We start from the raw sequence: 20,735 nt of genomic DNA on the forward strand, positions 1-20,735 counted from the left end.
GGGAAAATTAAATGTGGCGTGTTCTATTAGTTGAAGATCAGGTTATGGTGCGACAAGGGCTGAAAGTCATCCTTGAGCAGGATGAACAGATTCGCGTGACACATGAAGCAAGTAATGGAAAAGAGGCAATAGAGATATTACATAAGCATTTCATCGATTGTATTATGATGGATGTACGTATGCCTGTCATGAATGGGATCGATGCTACTAGAGTCATCAAACAAAATTGGCCAAATGTAAAAATTCTTATATTAACAACATTTAATGATGAGACTTATGCATTGGAGGCTCTTAAGGAAGGCGCAAATGGATTTTTATTGAAAACGTCTGAATCAACAAAGCTCATTGATTCTGTATATAGCTGTATGCATGGAGGTATGACACTTCATGATGAGGTAGCAGCAAAAGTAGTACCACAATTACTCCAACGTTCCCGTGAAGAGCAAGCATCATTAGATGTTTCTTTAACTGAAAGGGAACTATGCATTACCAGATTAATTGGTGAAGGAAAAACAAATAAAGAAATTGCTTTGGAGCTACATCTATCTATTGGAACAATTAAAAATTACCTTACGCAAATTTTACAAAAAACGGGGTTGAGGGATCGTACCCAACTGGCCATATTTGCAGTTAAACATGATATTACAGAATAAGTTTTAGGGAGATCAAAACGTGCTTAGGGATATCTATTCTTTATCCTATAGCACGTTTTTTAATGTGTTAGATAGTATGTTTCTAATACTTCATGGTGACCTCCGTCATATAAATTACCAGATAATCCATGACTTCAGATAGTATGGTATTTGTGGCAATTCACGTAAACTAAGGATAAGGGAGGAGATGCAGGTGCTTGAATTAGTAGATCTAACCAAAAGATTTAAACAGCAATATGCAGTCAAAAATTTAAATATGTTTATTGAAAAAGGGGAAATTATAGGACTGCTTGGACCAAACGGTGCAGGAAAATCGACAGCTATATCCATGATGTCATCATTGGTTGAGCCAACAGCAGGAGATGTCCGATTTAATAATAACAGTATACTAAAGAAGCCAGCTCAACTTCGAAAGGTAACAGGTATTGTACCACAGGAAATTGCACTATATAACGATTTAACTGCTGAAGAAAACCTACAATTCTTTGGAAGAATTTATCGATTAAAAGGAGCGGAATTAAAAAGAAGAATGGATGAAGTATTAGACCTTATTGGTCTAAAAGATAGAAGGAAAGATATTGTAAAGAAATATTCTGGAGGAATGAAACGCAGATTAAATATTGGTGTATCACTATTACATGACCCAGAATTAATTATTATGGATGAACCAACCGTTGGAATCGATCCCCAATCTCGTAATTACATTTTGGAGACAGTTAAACGGTTGAATGCAGAACGAAATATTACCGTACTTTATACAAGTCACTATATGGAGGAAGTAGAGTTTTTATGTGATCGCATTTATATTATGGATAAAGGAAACTTAATTGCTTCTGGTACAAAGGATGATATCAAGCGAATTTTATCCGCGGAGAAGACAATATCTATTAAAGCTGACCGACTGAATGAAGCGTTTATAAAGGAAATAAAAGAGCACCCTTTGGTAAATAACATTCAAGTAGAAGAGAAAGAAATAACGATAATGGTAGCTAAAGAGGTTAATATTTTCTCAACTCTAATTAAAATGGCAGAGGACGCATCCTTGGAATTAAGTTCGGTAGCTATTAAAACACCTACACTAGAGGACGTATTCCTCCATCTCACCGGAAGAGCATTACGAGATTAGGAGGATATGGATATGATAGGTCAAATTATAAAAAAACAAGCATTGTTATTAATAAGAAATCCTGTTCAGTTATTACTCCTTATTGGCTTACCGATTATATTGATTCTGATATTAGGGAATGCGCTAGGCAGTATGATGAATGGTGATAGTTCTGGTTTAAAGGTAAAATTAGCATTAATTGAGCATCAGCCTGAGAACGAGCAAGTGGAAAACTTTTTAGCAAGTATCGACAATCCGAAAGGAACAAAGGTAGAACAAAGCGATGTAACTAATATCGCGCCGATTCAAACATTAAAATCAATTCTAACGAATGATGAATTAAAGGGAGTGATTGATGTTAGAGAAGTACCTTTTAGCGAGAAACAAGCGGTTTTAGATGATAATACCTATACTGCTGTTATTGAAATTCCTCGGAAATTCACACACGATTTTTTGTCGTATACAATTTTTGGGGAAGGAAATAAACCTAAATTACAACTATACGAAAATGAACAGCAACAAATTGGAGCAGGTGTTATTCGTAGTTTACTGGAAGATCTACAGCGACAATATACACTAGCCTCATTTTTACAAGAAAAGGAAATCGACCAACAAGTGCTTGCTGTAGAAACAGCTCTATTGAATAATAATCAACAATCGATTAATCAAAAAAATCCGGTGACCTCTAAGGGGTATTATACAATAGGAATGGCTGTTATGACTGTGTTATATATTGCTGCTACAATTGGTTCGCTTGCCTTTATGGAGAAAAGAATATTTGTATTTAACCGAATAATTATTGGAAATATGTCTCGTTGGGTATATTTTACTGGCATATTGCTGTCAGGTATGATTTTTGGATGTTTACATCTTGGAATTATATTCAGTTTTGCTTGGATTACCTTTGGAGTTAGTTGGCCCAATATCATGGCATTACTGCTAGTCACGTTTGCATTTTCTATTGCTGTAGGAGGGATTGCAGTTCTGTTAACCGCAATAAGCTATCGTTTGCATTCTGAGACCGTAACTAATTTCTTTTCTGGTATTGTTGTTTCTCTTATGGCTTTGATGGGAGGAAGCTTTTATCCAATTGGAGATAATTCAACTTTCATTCAGACACTTGGCAATTTAACACCAAATGGTGCTGGAATGTCAGCATATCTAAGCATTTTAAGAGGAGACAATATTTCAGTGATAAGTTCAAATATTCTTTTTCTTTGCTTATTTGGAATGGCAATGATTCTAATTGCAGCGAGTACTTTCCCTAAAAGGGGGGAAGCGGTATGATTGGTATTTTATTTGCGAAAGCTAGACAATTTATTCGAAATCCATGGACTTTCCTTATCTTCACTGGCATGTCTATTGGTTTTGCCTTAATTATGGGGATAACTGGAGGAAGTAATGCAATTAGGGTTCCAGTAACGATAGTGGATGAACACTTGCGAGATACTACAATCATGTCTGAATTAAAAGCATCTACGTCCTTTGACCTTCAAGAAATGAAGAAGGAAGAAATGTTGAAGCATCTTAAAAACGGAAAAGCTGAAGTAGGTGTAATTCTAAAAGAGGAAAATTATCAAGTTATAGTTGGTGTTGACTCTGTTCGTGTTCGTATGGTAGAAAATATGGTTCGTCAGGCATATATTCATTATTATCAGCAACAAAATATAGTGGATGCTGCCAATATGGTTAGTAATAAGCAAAAGGATTTATTGCTTTATGACATGGAAGAGTCTATGAATGATCCCGTATTTACTGTTGATTCTAAGGGGTTTACGAGTTCTGATGCTGTTGTGTATAATCCGACATTTCAAGTATTGTTTGGATTTAGTTTATTCTTTGTCATTTATACAATTGCTTATAATGTATTACCAATATTAACAGAGAAAAACGAAGGATTATGGGATCGGATCATATTGTCTCCGGTTAAGAAGTGGGAAATGTATGTTGCCAATATGCTATATAGTTTCTTTGAGGGTTATTTACAGGTGCTTGTGATATTCTTACTGTTCCGATATGGATTTGGAGTTAATTTTAATGGAAGATTCTACGATACACTATTATTAATAATTCCATATGTTTTTGCAGTCATAGCATTAGCACTATTGATTACCGCACTAGTAAAAAATGTTCAACAGTTTAATGCAATTCTACCAATTATAGCTGTTAGTATGGCAATGATTGGTGGTGCTTATTGGCCAATCGAAATTGTTGAGTCAAATGCATTAATAGCACTATCAAAGATTAATCCATTAACATATGGAATGGAAATATTAAATGGGGCAGTTGTCTATAATTACTCCATACAGCATTTACTCTATCCGATCAGTATTTTAATTTTAATGGGCGTTGTTATGATAGGTATAGGTATCCATTTAATGGAGCGAAGACATATTTAAGGAAGAGGGTCGGCATTTAAAGTCGATCTTCTTTTTACTGTAATAAAGAAGAGTATGATATGGAGAAAATTTCATACGATATAACTAACTGTTTTAAAAATTAGTTCAGATTATTATGATTATTATGATATATTTAAATAGCTGGATTTACAGGTTCTAGGTTGTTATAATCATGCATTATACATGATCGTTTTTAGAAGTATCTAAAGGCTATTTCATAATGAGGATTGGAATGGACTTCTACGAGAGGAATGGGTATTAGTGAAACCACATACTATATCAGCATGAAAAGGCTCATCAGTCGCTAAAAAGCGAAGTGGATTTCTAGAGAGAACAGCTTCGTTGCACGAATCATCATGCTAGTTGTTCGTTATTAATTTAAAACACCTTTGTCCCCGCCTCATGAAAACTATAGATGTTACTATGATTGTGCTATCTATTCTTTTGGGCACGCGTTTCGTGTAAAGTGAATGTCCATTCACTAATTTTACAGATAGAAGGTTGATGAAAATGAAAAACACCTGGAAGATTTTTTCGAAGGATATGAAAAATATTAGTACAAATTGGGTCGCTGCCATCTTAATAGGTGGCTTAATTTTATTACCATCGCTATATGCATGGTTGAATATTAAAGCTTCATGGGATCCCTATGGCCAAACAGACCAGATTCCAATAGGTATTGTAAATGAAGATGAAGGAGCAACAGTTCGAGATCAGGATATCCATGCGGGTAATGATTTGGTGGAAAACCTTAAAGAAAATAAATCAATGGATTGGAAGTTCACCGATCGAGAAACAGCCATGGATGAACTGGAATATGGAAATTACTTTGCTGTTATCGTTATACCGAAGAATTTTTCTCAAAAGCTTGGAACAGTAGTTGAGGATGAACCAGAGAAGGCAGATATTGAATATTATGTGAATGAAAAAATTAATGCTATTGCACCTAAGATTACATCAAAAGGTGCCTCGGTAATCGTTGATCAAATTAGCAGTACATTTATTTCGACAGTTAATGGTGTAATCTTCGATTTATTTAATGATTTGGGCGTTGAATTGGAAAAAGATTTACCAGACATTAAACGATTTGAGCAGTATATTTTTAATATGGAAGAAAAATTACCAGAGATTCATGATTTATTAAATGATTCAATGACAGATGCGAATAGTGCTCAAGCTATCATAAATAAAGCTCAAGGTCTGTTGCCGAAGGCTGAAGGCGTAACAAACGATGGATTGAAAACCATCGATAATACAACAGCATTTCTTAAAAAGGCAGAAACTCGATTAGAAGAAATGGCACCGAAAATAGAAGAAGATTTAAATCGAGTACAAGAAATAGCAGATAAAACAAATAAATTTATCCAAGACATCCAAAACGCAGGGATTGATTTTAGTAATGGTTCGCAGCTTACGGAACAAATAAATGAGCAGGTTAATCAAAGTATCAAAACAATTGATACCGTACAACAAGCGCTGGAAGAATTACAAAAACAAAATAATGAAGAGGGAACGAGTAACGAGCAGATTGAGAGGGCTCAAGAACAATTAGCAGCTATCAGGGACCGATTAGTAGCTGTACAGGATAAGAATAAAGAAATAGAATCGTTTATTAACGAGAAGAAAACAGAAGTAGATCAGACGATTAATGACTTACAGCAACTATCGGCAAATACCGCTACGAATATTGATGCTTTTGTAAAGGATTATAAAGAAAATATTGAGCCAACTGTTATGGCAGAGATTGACCGTGCTAAAAACACCTTAGCCGATGCACGAAATATCTTGGTAGAAATTAAGGACACCATACCTGAGGTTAAACGTATCTTGTCTAGTACGGAAGGAAATTTAAGTGACGGGAAAAAAGTATTAGAAGAGGTATTAAATGAGTACCCTTATGTAAATAGCAAAGTGAACGAACTGGCAGATCGGATTCGTGATATTCAAGGCGAAACGGATATTAATGAGATTATCCAACTACTACAGAATAATCCAGAGGCAGAGAGAGGCTTCTTTGCTGAGCCTGTTCAGCTTAATGAGAATAAGTTGTTCCCAATTGCGAATTACGGTACAGGTATGACGCCTTTTTACACAGTTTTAGCCATTTGGGTTGGGGGGCTATTATTAATTTCCCTATTAGCTGCAGATGTTCACCATCAAGAAAATCTCACCGGAAGGGAAATGTATTTTGGACGGCTATTCACCTTTATTACAATTGGTTTGTTACAGACGCTAATTGTTACGTCAGGAGATATGCTGTTATTACATGTTGATGTAGCACATCCAATATGGTTTATACTTTTTGGACTGCTCATTAGTGCCATCTTTATGCTAATTATCTATACACTTGTATCGGTCTTTGGTGATGTTGGGAAAGCAATGGTTATCGTACTACTTGTACTACAAATTGCTGGTGCTGGTGGAACATATCCAGTTGTATTATTGCCAGAGTTCTTCCAAGCAATTAATCCATTCTTGCCGTTTACGTATGGTATCGATCTGATGCGAGAAGCAGTAGGCGGAATTGTTTGGGAACGAGCAACGAGAGATATATTATTCCTATGTATATTTGGTCTAGCAGCTGTATTCATGGGTGCATTCTTAAAACCAATTATAAATCGTCAAACAAATAAACTGAAAGAAAAATCGAAGGAGTCTGGATTGTTTCATTAAAATAATTCAAGGGTATTGTTTTAAGATAGCGATAAAGGGAGGTTGATTCAGTTGCAAATTAATGAACAAGCACGAGAAAGTCTTTTATCAGAAGTTAACGGATTAACAGATGAAGAAATAAATAAAAAAGCCTCAGCAGATAGATGGTCAGTAAAACAGATCATGGAGCATCTATATCTTATGGAGGTTGCAATTACAAAAATAATACAACAACAACTCATTACTGGTGATACGGTACATGTTTCAGAAAAGCCAATTCATTTTACAGTTAATCGTTCCGTAAAAGTTGATTCGCCTGATTTCGCAGTACCTAGTGAAGATTTTGTAACATTAGAGGAAATGAAGCAGAAGTTAGCTGCAAGTCATCAAGGATTAAGGCAGTTAAATGAGACAGCGGATAAGAAAACACTTAGGGAGAAATCATATCCACATCCAGCATTTGGAGATTTGAGCCTTGAACAATATATTCCGTTTGTTGGGTATCATGAAAAGCGACATATTGAACAAATTAAAGAAGTGAAAGCAGCGTTCAATAATTGATAAGCTACTTTATTAGGTTCCTTTGGTTCCTTCCTTTTATATCTAATCTAAAAGCCATGGTAATATGCAACCTTTATAATAAGAGCGTAGGGTTCAGTCGTGTTATAAGGAGCTGTCGGGAAAAGTCTCGACAGCTTTTTTATATTCTAAAAAAATATAAAATTTGCCCATATGGATTAATATGAGCGTGTTGAGTTGTGTCCAGCTCCAGCGCCCAGAAACGAGGTGACATCATGAATCGCCTTAATCTAAGTCATTATCGGATCGCAAGCACATCGTGATTCATTTATCTCCGTTGACTCGCGCCAGTCGTTAGTTTCTAATCAGACGCTTGCGCTTTTGTTCTTTCCTTTTAATTATTCATCACGTTAACTCAGTTCCTTTTATAGCTTTTAAGGAAACGCTTTTGATAAAAACGGCCCGTTGACGATTTCGCATACCGGGGTTGATTTAAAGGGTAATTTTGTCTTTAGCTCTTACTGTTAACAAGTACCAGTGAAAAAGGGTTATCTACTAGCTTGTTCTCCTGTATAATTAAAAGGTGAGGCTAAAAAAGGGGGAGAGTGAGTTTGAAGAAAAAACGATGGATACGTATCGGGTTAGGTCTGCTTGCGATCCTGCTAATAATAGATGTGGTAGCTAGTTTTTATTTTTATAATTTAGCGATTGCTAGAAATGAGAAGGACTTTCTTCAAGACAATTCTGATTTGGAGGTTTCGGCAGAGGCATTAGATGAAATGCTCCAGGGGGATTGGAGGGATTGGGTTCGTGACCAGGATTTTGAAAACTGGGAAATGACTTCATATGATGGTCTTCAATTACAAGGTTATTACCTAAAAGCAGAAGAGGAGACAACTAAAACAGTTATCTTTGCTCATGGTTATTTAGGTCGTGCTACAGATATGGGAATGTTTGGTCAATACTATTATGAGGAATTGGGCTATAATATGTTCACTGCTGATCTAAGAGGCCATGGCGATAGTGATGGTGACTACATTGGTTTTGGCTGGCATGATCGATTAGATTATTTAGATTGGATAAATAAAGTGATCGAAGAACAAGGGGAGGATACGGAAATTGTTTTACACGGTGTTTCTATGGGAGCTGCTGCTGTATTAATGGCAAGTGGGGAAGATTTACCGGATAACGTAAAGGCAATCGTAGCAGATAGTCCGTACACAAGCGTATATGATATGTTTAATTATCAAATGGGAAGAATGTTTCACTTACCAGCTTTTCCAATGCTCCCAAGTACTAGTGTCGTTACTAAAATAAAGGCAGGGTATAGCTTGCAAGAAGCTTCTGCTTTAGAACAAGTAAAAAAGTCGGAAACTCCTATTCTCTATATTCACGGAAATGGAGATACATTTGTTCCAACCCAAATGAGTAAGGAATTATATGAAAATACGAAAAGCGAAGCAGATATGATTACTTTTGATCATGCAGGACATGGGGAAGCATTTGTAACGCATAAAGAAAGATATATAGATAAGCTAACTAGCTTTCTAGATAAATATATCCAGTAATATTAAAAATTTAAAATAATCCTTTGAAGTGAGAGACTGGGAAAATTGACATCATAATCCGAACGGATTTTGATATGCTCCCTTTATAGTAGACTGAGAAATAATAAAAATTCCCGTACTACTATGAAGGGGGGATTTATTATATCAAGGACAACGTGAACGAAGCTTTTTCATTATTTCAGCAAACGCGGTCATGGGTTTAGCTTCTTCCATATAAAGACCGCTTTCTTGCGGGACAGGGTCGTAAGCTTGTGCTTTTCCTGCAGGATAAGGAAGGCTTTGGCAGTGGACATTGCACGCAGAAAAAGTGTTCTTCTTTTTCAAGGGTTCTCCGTATTTTGACTACGCCTCGTATGAACATTTATTTTCATACGAGGCTTTTGAGTTAACTATTTTGTTTCGTCTCAGCTTCCTTCCTAAGATATGTCTGTTAGACCTTAATATGGCTCTCTAAATTTAGCTACGACGAAGGAAGCGTTGCAGTTCGGTTTATGAATGATTAGAATAATAAAGAATTTCCCGATTTATTTGTGCACGAATAATCGGATGACGGTCTCTTGTTCCTGTTATTCTATTGATAAAGGAGGTCATAAGATGGATTCGCTAAAACGGATGAACGATGCGGTCGACTATATAGAAGCCAATCTTATCAATACGATCGATTATAAACAAGTTGCGAAGTTGGCTTATTGTTCAGAGTATCACTTTAAACGGATGTTTTCTTTCCTTGCAGGTATTTCATTATCGGAGTATATCCGTCGTAGGCGCTTAACTCTAGCTGCCTTTGAGCTTAAAGACAAAGAAGCTAAAGTCATTGATATTGCACTTAAGTATGGATATCATTCCCCCGATTCTTTTACCAAGGCATTTCAAAATTTACATGGCTTAACACCTACAGAGGCAAGAGATCATGGGCGTTACCTAAAAGCGTATCCTCGGATGACTTTTCGATTATCAATACATGGAGGAATTGAAATGAATTATCGTATCGAAGAAAAAGCTTCTTTTTCAATCGTTGGACTAAAGAAAAGAGTACCAATTATTTTTCACGGTGTTAATCCAGAGATTGCTGCTATGTGGAAATCGTTATCTGAGGAGAGAATGGATCAACTGAAGGAGCTGTCTAATGTAGAACCAATAGGGATGATTCAAGCATCAACGAGTTTTTCTGAAGGCAGAATGGAGGAAAAAGGGGAACTGGATCATTATATTGGTGTGGCAACTACGAAGGTTTGTCCGGCAACTTTCGTGAAGCTCCATGTTCCTGCGTCAACATGGGCGGTATTTGAAGCAATCGGACCATTTCCAGAAACCTTACAGAGTACTTGGGGACGTATTTATTCTGAATGGTTTCCATCTTCCAATTATGAGCAAGTGGAAGGTCCAGAAATACTTTGGAATGAAAATAGCGATATTCATTCACCTACCTTTAAAAGTGAAATATGGGTACCTGTAAAAACAAAAAGCGTTAAATGATCTGAATAGACTAAGAGGGAAGAGGCTGAGACAAAAGAATGAAGAAATAAACGAACGATGATTTGTTGAAATTAATTATCGTTCGTTTTTTGATCAGAATCATTCTTTAGCACCAAGTGGACCTTCGGACTCATGCTGTTCCCGAGCCGTGCCCGCGAAAAGCGCGTATATTTTCACTGTGCGGCGATGATACTCCTATTGATAATATGATTATTCGTATGTTGAGTAAAGAAAATGTGTTTGACCCAGCCTCTTTTTGTAGTGTTGGAATTTATAAAATCAGCCCATGTGGAAAAATGTGGGCGTGTTGAGCCGCGTTCAGCTCCAGCGCCCAGAAACGAGGCGCTTCAGGAATCGCCTTAATCTAAGTCATCATCGGCTTGCAAGCTACTGTGATTCCTTTATCTTCGTTGACTCGCTCCAGTCGCTACGTTTCTAATCGGGCACTTGCGCTTTTGTTCTGCTGTAGGAGAATCACTATAATCTCATGCAAGTCGTTGTTTCAAAGACTGCTCTATCTACACAACTGCAATATTATGATTACTGTTGTCAATGTTCTGCCTGCTTATCCTCCAGGGGCTTCACTATCACACCCAATCATGACCGGGTTTAAATATTCAGTGATTATACAATATTTCCAGATTAAAATACAATTTAATGAATAAATATTTATAAAAATTCATAAATATACTTGAAGGTTGATTGTTAAACTTCTATAATAATGAATAATCTAAAAAAACGCAGAGGTGAGAATATAATGACAAAAGGTTTTCTTGTTTTAGAAACGGGTGAAACTTTTCCGGGTGATTGGATAGGTTATGAATGCGAAGTTTCTGGAGAAGTAGTTTTTAATACAAGTATGACTGGTTATCAGGAAATGCTTACCGATCCTTCCTATGCTGGGCAAATATTAACTTTATCCTATCCTATTATTGGAAATTATGGTGTTAGTTCAGATAGTCATGAAAGTAATGATCTGCATGTAGCTGGGGTTATCTTAAGTGATATATGTGAAACACCAAGTCATTTTCAATCAGAAATTACATTATCAGAAAGTTTAAAGCAAGCAGCTGTTCCAGGACTTAAAAATGTGGATACACGAACCTTAGTTACCATTATTAGAAAACAGCAAACCGTACGTGGTAAGCTGATTTTAGAAAAAATAGTTCCTGGTTATGGGCATAAGTTTTCTCTTCCAAATAGTCATAAGTTGATAGAACAAGTCAGTGTTAAGAAATCTATTGTTTTAGGAGCAGGTAGCAGCTGTCATGTGGTATTGGTTGATTTTGGCTATAAAAAATCGATTGTGGATGCATTGATAAAACAAGATTGTAAAGTGACAATAGTTCCACATTCCAGTTCGTTTGAAGATATCGAAAAGCTAAATCCTTATGGGGTTATTATTAGTAACGGTCCCGGTGACCCAGAAGATTTAGAACGTTACTTTCCTTTAATAAAAAGACTAACGAGACGTTACCCAACCTTAGGAATTTGTTTAGGGCATCAACTTATTGCTTTAGCATATGGAGGAAAAACTAAGAAAATGTCCTTTGGTCATCGAGGAGCTAATCACCCTATTAAGGATTTATTTACTGGAAAAGTGACAATAACTTCGCAAAATCATGGGTATGTAGTAATAAAGGAAAGTTTAAACCCCAAGTATTTTCAGCTGTTATTTCAAAATGTTAATGATGGTTCTGTAGAGGGACTGAAGCATGTGTCACTTCCGGTGATAACGGTACAGTTTCATCCCGAAGCGCATCCTGGACCGAGTGATGCACATTATATATTCACAGATTTTGTTGAAACAGCCAGAATGACAAGGGGGAAGCAACTATGCGCAACTGTTCATCCTTAAAGAAAGTGCTGGTTATTGGATCAGGTCCCATTGTTATTGGCCAGGCGGCTGAATTTGATTACGCTGGTACACAGGCATGTTTAGCATTGAAAGAGGAAGGTATAGAGGTTATTCTTGCAAATAATAATCCGGCAACAATAATGACCGATAAACACATTGCAGATAAGGTTTATATGGAGCCGTTACAAGTGGAGTCTTTAGCGACTATTATTGCTAAGGAAAAACCAGATGGATTAATTGGTACGTTGGGTGGTCAAACAGGGCTAAATCTAACGATTGCGCTCCATGATCAAGGGATATTAGAGGAACATCAAGTGAACATTCTTGGTACATCTGTACAATCAATTCGTAAAGGGGAAAGTCGTGAAGAATTTCGTCAGCTAATGCTTGATTTACATGAGCCTGTTTCGCAATCAAAGGTAGTTGAAACATTAGAGGAAGGACTTGATTTTGTAAAAGAAATTGGTTATCCCGTTATATTACGGCCAGCCTATACACTTGGAGGTGAGGGAGGAGGATTTGCTTATAATGAACCTGAATTAATGGATCGTTTACAGAAGGCGTTAGAACTAAGTCCAATTCAGCAAGTTCTAGTAGAGAGAAGTATTAAAGGCTGGAAGGAAATAGAATACGAAGTTATACGTGATGTCAATGATACATGTGTGATTGTTTGTAATATGGAAAATATAGACCCTGTTGGAGTCCATACAGGTGATTCTATGGTGGTAGCACCATCCCAGACATTATCTGATACACAGTACCAATTACTTCGTTCTTCTTCCTTAAAAGTCATTAGAGCTCTGGGGGTAGTTGGAGGTTGTAATATACAATTTGCCTTAAACCCTCATTCAAATGATTATTATATTATCGAAGTAAATCCCCGGGTAAGTCGTTCGTCTGCATTAGCTTCCAAGGCCACAGGCTACCCAATTGCTAGGATTGCAACCAAATGTGCTATAGGGCAACAATTGGATGAAATTATCAATCCAATTACAGGGAATACATATGCATCTTTTGAGCCAGCTCTTGATTATTGCGTCGTTAAACTTCCACGATTTTCTTATGATAAATTTACTGAAGCTGATCGTACACTCGGTACACAAATGAAGGCTACGGGTGAAGTAATGGCTATTGACAGGACATTCGAAGGTGCATTAAACAAAGCAGTACGATCATTAGAATTAAATGTTAATAGTATGCATTGGCCAAAGATGACTCAAATTACTTTTCGCAGGCTTCAAGAATTATTAGAAACACCTAATGATTTACGATTGTTTGCAATCAATGAAGCGTTCAAGCGTGGTTGGAATGTATGGCAAATAAAAGAAATGACACAAATAGACCTGTGGTATTTAAGGAAAATAGAACATATTGTTTTATTCGAGCAATGGGTAGCCAAAAAATCGATTGCCACTATTGACAGAGAAGCATTACAAAAGGCGAAGCGATTTAATATAAGTGACGAGCGCATTGCTTTTTTATTAGGTGTAACGTCAAAGGAGATTAGAGCGAGATACGAAGAAGTCCAGTTAAAACCGGTATATAAATTAGTAGATACATGTGCAGGTGAATTTGATGCTGTAACTCCATACTATTACTCTACGTGGCATGGACAAGACGAAGTAGCAATTAAACGTGATAAGAAAAAAATACTTGTGCTAGGTTCTGGACCAATCCGTATTGGCCAAGGTGTTGAATTTGATTATTGCTCCGTACACGCAGCTTTAGCAGTAAAAAAATTAGGCTATGAAGCAATAGTGATTAATAATAATCCAGAAACAGTCAGTACAGATTATTCCATCGCTGATCGACTTTATTTTGAGCCTTTAGCATTAGAAGACGTGCTTCACGTCGCTCGTAAAGAGGGAGTGGAGGGGGTAATCCTGCAATTTGGTGGGCAGACAGCTATTAATCTAGCAAATGATCTCAAGCGTGAAGGAATAAAAGTTATGGGTACATTACCTGAGCATATTGATCAGATGGAGGATAGAGAACAGTTTTATCACTTGCTTGACACGTTATCGATTGATCATATGAAAGGTGATATTGTTAAAAATTTAGATGAATTAACAGTATCAATAAATGAATTAGGCTTTCCTGTTCTTATACGTCCTTCTTATGTAATCGGTGGACAATCGATGTTTATTTGTAACAATAAATCAGAATTGCATGATATTGTGGATCGAATTCAATATGACACGAATGATCGTTGCTGGCCATTGCTTATCGATTCTTATTTACCGGGTAAAGAATGTGAGATGGATGTCATTAGCGATGGTAGCGATATAGTAGTCCCAGGAATATTTGAACATGTCGAAAAAGCAGGTGTTCATTCTGGAGATAGCATGGCTATGTTTCCACCATTTTCTTTAAGTAAATCTGAAAAGGAAGAAATGACTTTCATTGCTAGACAAATAGCGAGTTCAGTGCCGATTATTGGTATAATGAATATTCAGTTTGTGATTCATAAAGGTGTGGTTTATGTATTAGAAGTTAATCCGCGAGCTTCTAGGACAGTACCTATTATGAGCAAAGTTACGGATATAGCGATGGTTGAGTTAGCAGTAAAGGTTCAGTTAGGTCATTCCATAAAAGAGCTGTCAAGTCAATTGAATTTATGTGCTGAACCAAGTTATGTTACGTTGAAAGCACCAATTTTTTCGGCTGGCAAGCTTAAGGGAGTGGATCATCTATTAGGTCCAGAAATGAAGTCTACTGGTGAAATCATTACCATATCTCAGACAAAAGAGGAAGTTTTTTCGAAGGTCTTATCTATTCATATGAAGTTACATACTACTAAAAAACCACTTATTTTTGTGTCGATTGCTGAGCGAATGAAAGCAGGAAGTTTAGCACGGATTCAGTCATGTATACAAACAGGTGCTAGCATTATGGCAACGCAAGGCACAGCCGATTATCTAGCTTCACATGGATTGACTGTAATAGCTATTCCAAAGGATCGAGAGAGTATTTTTACCGCAGTGGAAAAGCTGAAGCCGGACATTATTTTAAACATTCCGGAACAAGGAAGAAAAAAGGGGAAAATGGGATTCTATCTCCGCGAGCTAGCAGTTCGCTTTCAAACACCTTGTTTTACCAGTTTGGAAACATTTGAAGCACTGGTCATGGGTGGGCAAACAATAAAAAATAATGCTGTGCATGCATTACAGGATTATTTAAACTGCGATTCAAAAAAAGTCAATTCTAAATAATCTAAAGGGAGTAGAGTTGGACATAACTGAAATGGTTCATTCTAAAGATGAATAAATGTACAACTCCGGAATATACGTAGATTCCTCGAAAAAAGAAGCGTGTATTTTTGCGTGCGGTGTACTGCTGCCTTTCCCCTCTCTTATCCTGTAGGAGGAAGGCAGCGGTGAGTTCCCAGTGCGTGAGCTCGGAGACACCGCTCGCACATCATTTCTAGTTGTTCGTTTTTTCTTTGATGAAACACTTTTATACCCATTTCATACTTTATGGTGTGTCCAGATGGAAGCGATGCTTTAAATATATTGTTCGAACCAACGACAAATATGATTGAGTCGTTCTATACGCATCTCCGGCTTGCCGCTACGACTTAATTCATGACTTGCTTCAGGGAATCGTATAAACTCTACTTCTTTTTCTAAATGCTTTAATGTAATATACCATTGCTCGCCTTGCTCTATCGGGCATCGGAAATCTTTTTCTCCATGTAGGATTAATAACGGCGTTTCCACGTCAGCCGCATATTTTAATGGTGAAATTTCCCAGAGCTTTGCCGGATCATCTAACAAATTCAAACCATGCTCCCATTCTGTAAAGAAAAAACCAATATCGCTTACGCCATAGAAGCTAAGCCAATTGGAAATAGAACGTTGTGTTACAGCAGCTTTAAATCGATTTGTATGACCTACAATCCAATTTGTCATAAATCCTCCATAACTTCCTCCAGTTACACCTAGGCGATTCTCATCGATAAAACTATATGTATGAACAGCGTAATTGACAGCCTCCATCACATCCTGATAATCGCCACCACCATAATCCATACGGCATGCATCGACAAATTTTTGCCCATAACCGTAGCTTCCTCGTGGGTTCGTATACAATACAATATATCCTTTTGCAGCCAATAATTGAAGTTCAAAAAAGAAGGTTTGACCATACATGGCGTGCGGACCACCATGGATTTCTAAGATCATTGGGTATTTTTTTCCTTCTGTAAAGCCGTATGGCCGAAGTAGCCATCCCTGTACTTCCCAGTTATCTTGAGTATTTATTTTTAACGATTCAGGTTCCCCAAAGGCTATTTCGTTCAGTAAAACTTCATTTCCATTGGTAAGCTGAGTAAGCGTTGCATCTTCGTTTAATAAATAAAAATCACCAGGATTAATTGGTGTACTAATACCAAGAATAAGTTTGTCATTAACGCTATTATACGTAAATCCAAAAACATGATTATCTTTATGATAAAGCGTTTGATATTTGCCCTTTAGGTTAATTTGATACAACGCAGTTGCTCCGTAACTAGTTGCAATGAAGAATAGGTGCCTCCCATCCTTATGCCAGGTTGGTCCCGTTGTTGAATCACCTAAACGAGTATCGCCAATCATCGCATCGCCAAGCTGCATATCCCAATCTGTAGTAAGACAAGTTTGCTTAGACGTATGGAGGTCAAAAACATACAATTCCGTTAAGGTTGCGCTCTTATACGCAAATTCGTGACCAAAATACGCAATCTTAGCCCCATCTGGAGAAAAAGAAGCTTGATGATAGGAACCCTTACCTTCAGTCAAATTAGTTATTTCTTTCGTAACTGTATCTAATAAATAGAGATCGTTTGATAATTCGCGATCAGCATTTTCATTTAGATTAGCTGCAAACAAAATCTGCCTTCCATCTGGAGAAACATCTTGAAAGAAATGATCTGTATCAGCATATGTTAATTGCTCTAAAGACCAATCATCGACATTCATTCTAATAATTTGCGTGTTTGTTGTATCATGGAATCCTTTTGCATCTGATTTATATTTTAAACGGTTAACAATAAGTGGTTGTTTGCTTTTTGTTTCTTTTATTTTTTGTTTTTCTTCGCTTGATAATTCCTTTTGGTTATGTATATCGTCATCATTTTCTAATGAAGTGTGAAATAGAATAGATTTTCCATCCTTTGACCAGGTTGGACTTGTAGCCCCATGCTTAAAAGTAGTTAGCTGTTGTGCTTCGCCGCCATCCGTATTAATTAGCCAAAGCTGTGGTAGCCCACTTCTTGTTGATTGAAATACTACTTTTTTGCCATCTGGAGAAAAACGAAGATGGCTGTTACTGTCAGCACCGAATGTCCAGGGTGTTGTTTCGCTTGTATCCATCTTTTGATACAAAAGTTGAGATTGATAGTCGTTCTGCTCATTGATAGTAGTAGAAACGAAGGTGAAAGCCTTACCATCTGGAGAAAATTGTGGATCACTGAAAATTTCAAGTTTAGTAATGTCATTTGATGTAAGCGCACGTTTGTGGCTATTCATCATATTACCTCCTTTAAGTATACATGGCAGATAGCTCTGTTTTAATAGTTTAAACTATTTAGAAAAGAGAATCAATTAGTGCTGCTTTGCTAAAGCAGTGTATGTACAAAATGATTTAGATCTTTTCGTCTTTTAAAAATGAGGATGTGTTTATCCTGATAGTTAGAGAGCTTATGGTATATAGTAGGGGCTTTTTTCTTATTAAAGGTACGTACCCAATTAAAAAATTCCCAATCAAGCTTCTCCGGACATCCTTTTCCCATGTCTGAACGTGTTCTATTACGGTATTGAATCCGTCTTTTTACAATTCCGTAAAGACAGTGGATAGTTCGGTAATGTAAAAAAATGATGGTATCTGCTTGTTGCATTCGAATCTCCATTGTCGCGTTATAATTTCCATCAATGATCCACTTATCTTGGCCCATTATCTTTTTTGTCTCTCTAATTAACGTATCTCGATCGATCGGTGTCCAGCCAGGCTTCCAAAATAGTGCGTCCATATGGTAGACGGGAATTTCTAACATTGCTCCTAACTGTTTAGCAAGTGTTGATTTTCCAGAACCACCATTGCCGATAATCATTACTTTCTGCAAAGCTTCTTCCTCCTTCAACTTTTAGAATAAAAAAATAGTATACCACAATATTCAGAAAAGTAGGGGGATATATCTTGAACGTAGGAGAAATATCCATTCTTCTCTTGACGAACGTTTATTTCAATAAGAAAAACGGAGCAAAATTCGCTCAGTCCTTATCACTACATGCTCAGATTTACGCTTCCTCTAGTAGCTATTATGGAATAATAGCTACTGCTTGACCACCACTCCGGCTGCCCACTTCCCTTTCCGTGGGGTTTGTCCTTCAGCTAACTTTTTAGCAAAACCCGCTCAAAAAAGTGGATCTTCAGGTCAAACATTTCCCACAGGAGTTGAAGTGGCCGCCCTTCGCTATTATCAGGCTCTACAACGCTAGCATGAAGTAACACAGCTGCTTTTATCTCACGGATAGCGATTTTCACTTTACCCATTGTAAAAAAAGTCAACCTATTACTTATGACAAGAATTGTTGCACCTTCTCATAGCGAAGTAATTAGTCGGAGCATTGCCAATATACATCTAACATTTCAAAATAACTACTAAGCTTAACGCAGTCATCGCACTGATTTTATACTTTCTTAACTTATAAAAAAGACTGTCGTTTTTCCGACAGTCTTGAATAATACTCTTTGATTCAGTTTTTTTTAACAATATCTCTGACAATCAATACATCCATTTCATACATAATTATTGTAATAAGGATGATGAGATTAATTTAAGAGAAGTAATTCATTTAAATCGTGTGAGTGATCTTGCCTTCTGTTATATTAGCATCGTTTTCATATGCTTCCTGCAATTTTCTCGTTATTGGTCCAGGTGTACCGTCCTGTACTTGTTTATTATCGATCATCGTTACAGGCATTACTTCAGAGGTACTACTAGATAAGAATACTTCATCAGCCGTGAAAAGATCTTCTTGTTTAAAACCATTTTCATTAAACGAAATGGATAGGTCATTAGCAAATTGCTCTACGCGCATTCTTACGCACCCATGAAGAATTCGATTAGTAGCAGGATGGGTGTAGATGTCACCATCTTTTACCATATAAATATTAGATGAACTACATTCTGTCACCAAGTCATCACGGTGTAAAATAGCTTCATAGCAGCCATGCTCTTTCGCTTCTTGCTTGGCTAAAACATTTGGCAATAAATTTAAACTCTTAATATAGCAATTTTCCCAGCGTACATCAGGCTGAGTAATGACAGATACGCCCTTTTGTAGGTTCTCCAGGTTGCGTGGGAGGTCTTGAGCATATGCATACATGTTTGCAGGGATACCTTGAGGAAAGACGTGGTCGCGTGGTGCTGATCCACGAGATACTTGTAAGTAAACTTTTCCGTCCCCTGTCATTTTATTTTTTTCAAGTAATTGTAATAACAAATCAGTTATTTCTTCTTTTGTAGCAGCAAGATTAATTTTTACTGCATCAGCAGAACGGAATAGACGATCTACATGCTCTTTTAGTAAATAGTATGAGCCGTCATAAATACGTATTACTTCATAAATACCATCACCAAACTGTAACCCTCTTTCTTCAAAAGGGTATTTCAAGTTATCTTGATGTGTAAAAGTTTTCTGTGCTAAAACAATTGGATATATAGCCATTCTTTCTCGCCTCCCTAAAACTTATGACTATTCTATAACTTCTTTTCAAGGTTGTAAATCCTTACGATGAAAATAGTAAAAAGTATTTCAGAAGGTTATGGCGTAATGATAATCTGTGTGAATTCAAAAAATGATAGCATACAAAAATAAGCGGTTTAAATTATCATGTGATTTTCGTTCATCTATTCCAAAAATAACTGGTAGTAATACCTCCACCTCAAGCAATAAAGTGAAACCAATATGGGTAAGAGAGGGAACGACTACCAGTAAATGTCCAATAGGTTCAACTGATTGAACTTTCACTTTATAGTAGTCGGTTTAGTTAAAAGAATTATACATGTTACAAGTTTAAGAGAATATTAATTTTTTGTCGAAAAAAATTAATATTACTATTGACCTGTCTAAGTCTAATTGCTATAATAAATATTGCGTTCGAAAAAACGATAAATAAATTACATAATTTCTCCAATTTGTTTGCGGGTGTAGTTTAATGGTAAAACCTCAGCCTTCCAAGCTGATGACGAGGGTTCGATTCCCTTCACCCGCTCCATACATATGTCTTAACGCAGTATTTCGTAATGAATGGTACGAAGTATTGCGTTTTTAATTTTTATCTCACATAATAACGGCAGTAAGCCCCCGACCTTAAGGAATAAAGTAAAAGTAATATAGATAAGAGAGGGACCGACTGACATAAAATGTCCGATTGGTTCGAACCCTACATGGGAGTAGATCGCAAAGGCGTTGCCACAGGATGTGGCGATTTAACCCTTTGTACGTGTTTGTTTCAGTGAAA

16 protein-coding genes and 1 tRNA gene are annotated in these 20,735 nt (G+C 36.8%); 12 read left to right on the top strand and 5 right to left on the bottom strand.

The annotated features are described in order from the left end of the window. Nucleotides 1–11 precede the first annotated feature (11 nt). The 10 genes from D9782_RS11485 (at nucleotide 12) to carB (ending at nucleotide 15,442) form a co-directional block, all read left to right on the top strand. Nucleotides 12–653, top strand: a complete 642-nt coding sequence (locus D9782_RS11485) for a response regulator transcription factor (RefSeq protein WP_026679958.1) — start codon at nucleotides 12–14, stop codon at nucleotides 651–653. A gap of 193 nt (nucleotides 654–846) precedes the next feature. After that, a complete protein-coding gene (locus tag D9782_RS11490; RefSeq protein ID WP_121604817.1) occupies nucleotides 847–1,779 on the top strand; it encodes an ABC transporter ATP-binding protein in 933 nt (310 codons plus the stop codon). A gap of 12 nt (nucleotides 1,780–1,791) precedes the next feature. Further along, nucleotides 1,792–3,045, top strand: coding sequence for an ABC transporter permease (locus D9782_RS11495; protein WP_026679956.1), 1,254 nt, complete (start codon nucleotides 1,792–1,794; stop codon nucleotides 3,043–3,045). Further along, complete coding sequence (locus tag D9782_RS11500) at nucleotides 3,042–4,157, top strand: ABC transporter permease (protein WP_026679955.1); 1,116 nt, start codon at nucleotides 3,042–3,044, stop codon at nucleotides 4,155–4,157. The genes D9782_RS11495 and D9782_RS11500 overlap by 4 nt, the downstream gene beginning before the upstream one ends. Before the next feature lie 510 nt (nucleotides 4,158–4,667). After that, nucleotides 4,668–6,830, top strand: coding sequence for a YhgE/Pip domain-containing protein (locus D9782_RS11505; protein ID WP_026679954.1), 2,163 nt, complete (start codon nucleotides 4,668–4,670; stop codon nucleotides 6,828–6,830). Nucleotides 6,831–6,881: 51 nt separating this feature from the next. Then, nucleotides 6,882–7,370, top strand: coding sequence for a DinB family protein (locus D9782_RS11510; protein ID WP_051388248.1), 489 nt, complete (start codon nucleotides 6,882–6,884; stop codon nucleotides 7,368–7,370). Between the two features lie 569 nt (nucleotides 7,371–7,939). Then, on the top strand, nucleotides 7,940–8,896 hold the full coding sequence (locus D9782_RS11515; RefSeq protein ID WP_026679952.1) for an alpha/beta hydrolase: 957 nt from the start codon (nucleotides 7,940–7,942) through the stop codon (nucleotides 8,894–8,896). A 594-nt stretch (nucleotides 8,897–9,490) separates the two neighbouring features. Next, nucleotides 9,491–10,372 carry an AraC family transcriptional regulator gene (locus D9782_RS11525; RefSeq protein ID WP_026679950.1) on the top strand — a complete coding sequence of 294 codons (882 nt, stop codon included), beginning with the start codon at nucleotides 9,491–9,493 and terminating at the stop codon, nucleotides 10,370–10,372. Nucleotides 10,373–11,129: 757 nt separating this feature from the next. Further along, nucleotides 11,130–12,230 (top strand): carbamoyl phosphate synthase small subunit, encoded by a 1,101-nt coding sequence (locus D9782_RS11530; protein WP_026679949.1) that lies wholly within the window; start codon nucleotides 11,130–11,132, stop codon nucleotides 12,228–12,230. Next, nucleotides 12,209–15,442 carry a carbamoyl-phosphate synthase (glutamine-hydrolyzing) large subunit gene (carB, locus tag D9782_RS11535; protein ID WP_121604819.1) on the top strand — a complete coding sequence of 1,078 codons (3,234 nt, stop codon included), beginning with the start codon at nucleotides 12,209–12,211 and terminating at the stop codon, nucleotides 15,440–15,442. Before D9782_RS11530 ends, carB begins: the two co-directional genes overlap by 22 nt. A 291-nt stretch (nucleotides 15,443–15,733) precedes the next feature. Here the strand turns inward: carB and D9782_RS11540 are convergent, their stop codons facing one another. Next, nucleotides 15,734–17,737 carry a S9 family peptidase gene (locus tag D9782_RS11540; RefSeq protein ID WP_121604820.1) on the bottom strand — a complete coding sequence of 668 codons (2,004 nt, stop codon included), beginning with the start codon at nucleotides 17,735–17,737 and terminating at the stop codon, nucleotides 15,734–15,736. Nucleotides 17,738–17,826: 89 nt separating this feature from the next. Further along, nucleotides 17,827–18,330 (bottom strand): DNA topology modulation protein, encoded by a 504-nt coding sequence (locus D9782_RS11545; RefSeq protein WP_121604821.1) that lies wholly within the window; start codon nucleotides 18,328–18,330, stop codon nucleotides 17,827–17,829. A gap of 74 nt (nucleotides 18,331–18,404) precedes the next feature. On the opposite strand from D9782_RS11545, the gene D9782_RS22900 reads away from it, so the two are divergent. Further along, nucleotides 18,405–18,551: a hypothetical protein gene (locus D9782_RS22900; protein WP_162986387.1), complete on the top strand. Its 147-nt coding sequence runs from the start codon at nucleotides 18,405–18,407 to the stop codon at nucleotides 18,549–18,551. 48 nt (nucleotides 18,552–18,599) lie between these two features. Here D9782_RS22900 and D9782_RS22905 read toward each other — a convergent pair whose 3' ends face one another. From D9782_RS22905 to D9782_RS22910, 3 genes are all read right to left on the bottom strand, one after another. Then, nucleotides 18,600–18,761, bottom strand: coding sequence for a hypothetical protein (locus D9782_RS22905; RefSeq protein ID WP_162986388.1), 162 nt, complete (start codon nucleotides 18,759–18,761; stop codon nucleotides 18,600–18,602). Between the two features lie 302 nt (nucleotides 18,762–19,063). Further along, nucleotides 19,064–19,939 (bottom strand): D-amino-acid transaminase, encoded by an 876-nt coding sequence (dat, locus tag D9782_RS11550; RefSeq protein WP_121604822.1) that lies wholly within the window; start codon nucleotides 19,937–19,939, stop codon nucleotides 19,064–19,066. Nucleotides 19,940–20,062: 123 nt separating this feature from the next. Next, nucleotides 20,063–20,242: a hypothetical protein gene (locus D9782_RS22910; RefSeq protein WP_162986389.1), complete on the bottom strand. Its 180-nt coding sequence runs from the start codon at nucleotides 20,240–20,242 to the stop codon at nucleotides 20,063–20,065. Between the two features lie 173 nt (nucleotides 20,243–20,415). On the opposite strand from D9782_RS22910, the gene D9782_RS11555 reads away from it, so the two are divergent. Continuing rightward, nucleotides 20,416–20,489, top strand: a tRNA-Gly gene (locus D9782_RS11555). The last annotated feature ends 246 nt before the right edge of the window (nucleotides 20,490–20,735 follow it).

The sequence above is a fragment of the Virgibacillus sp. Bac332 genome, from assembly GCF_003667785.1.
In the GTDB taxonomy this organism is placed as follows: domain Bacteria; phylum Bacillota; class Bacilli; order Bacillales; family Amphibacillaceae; genus Virgibacillus; species Virgibacillus salarius.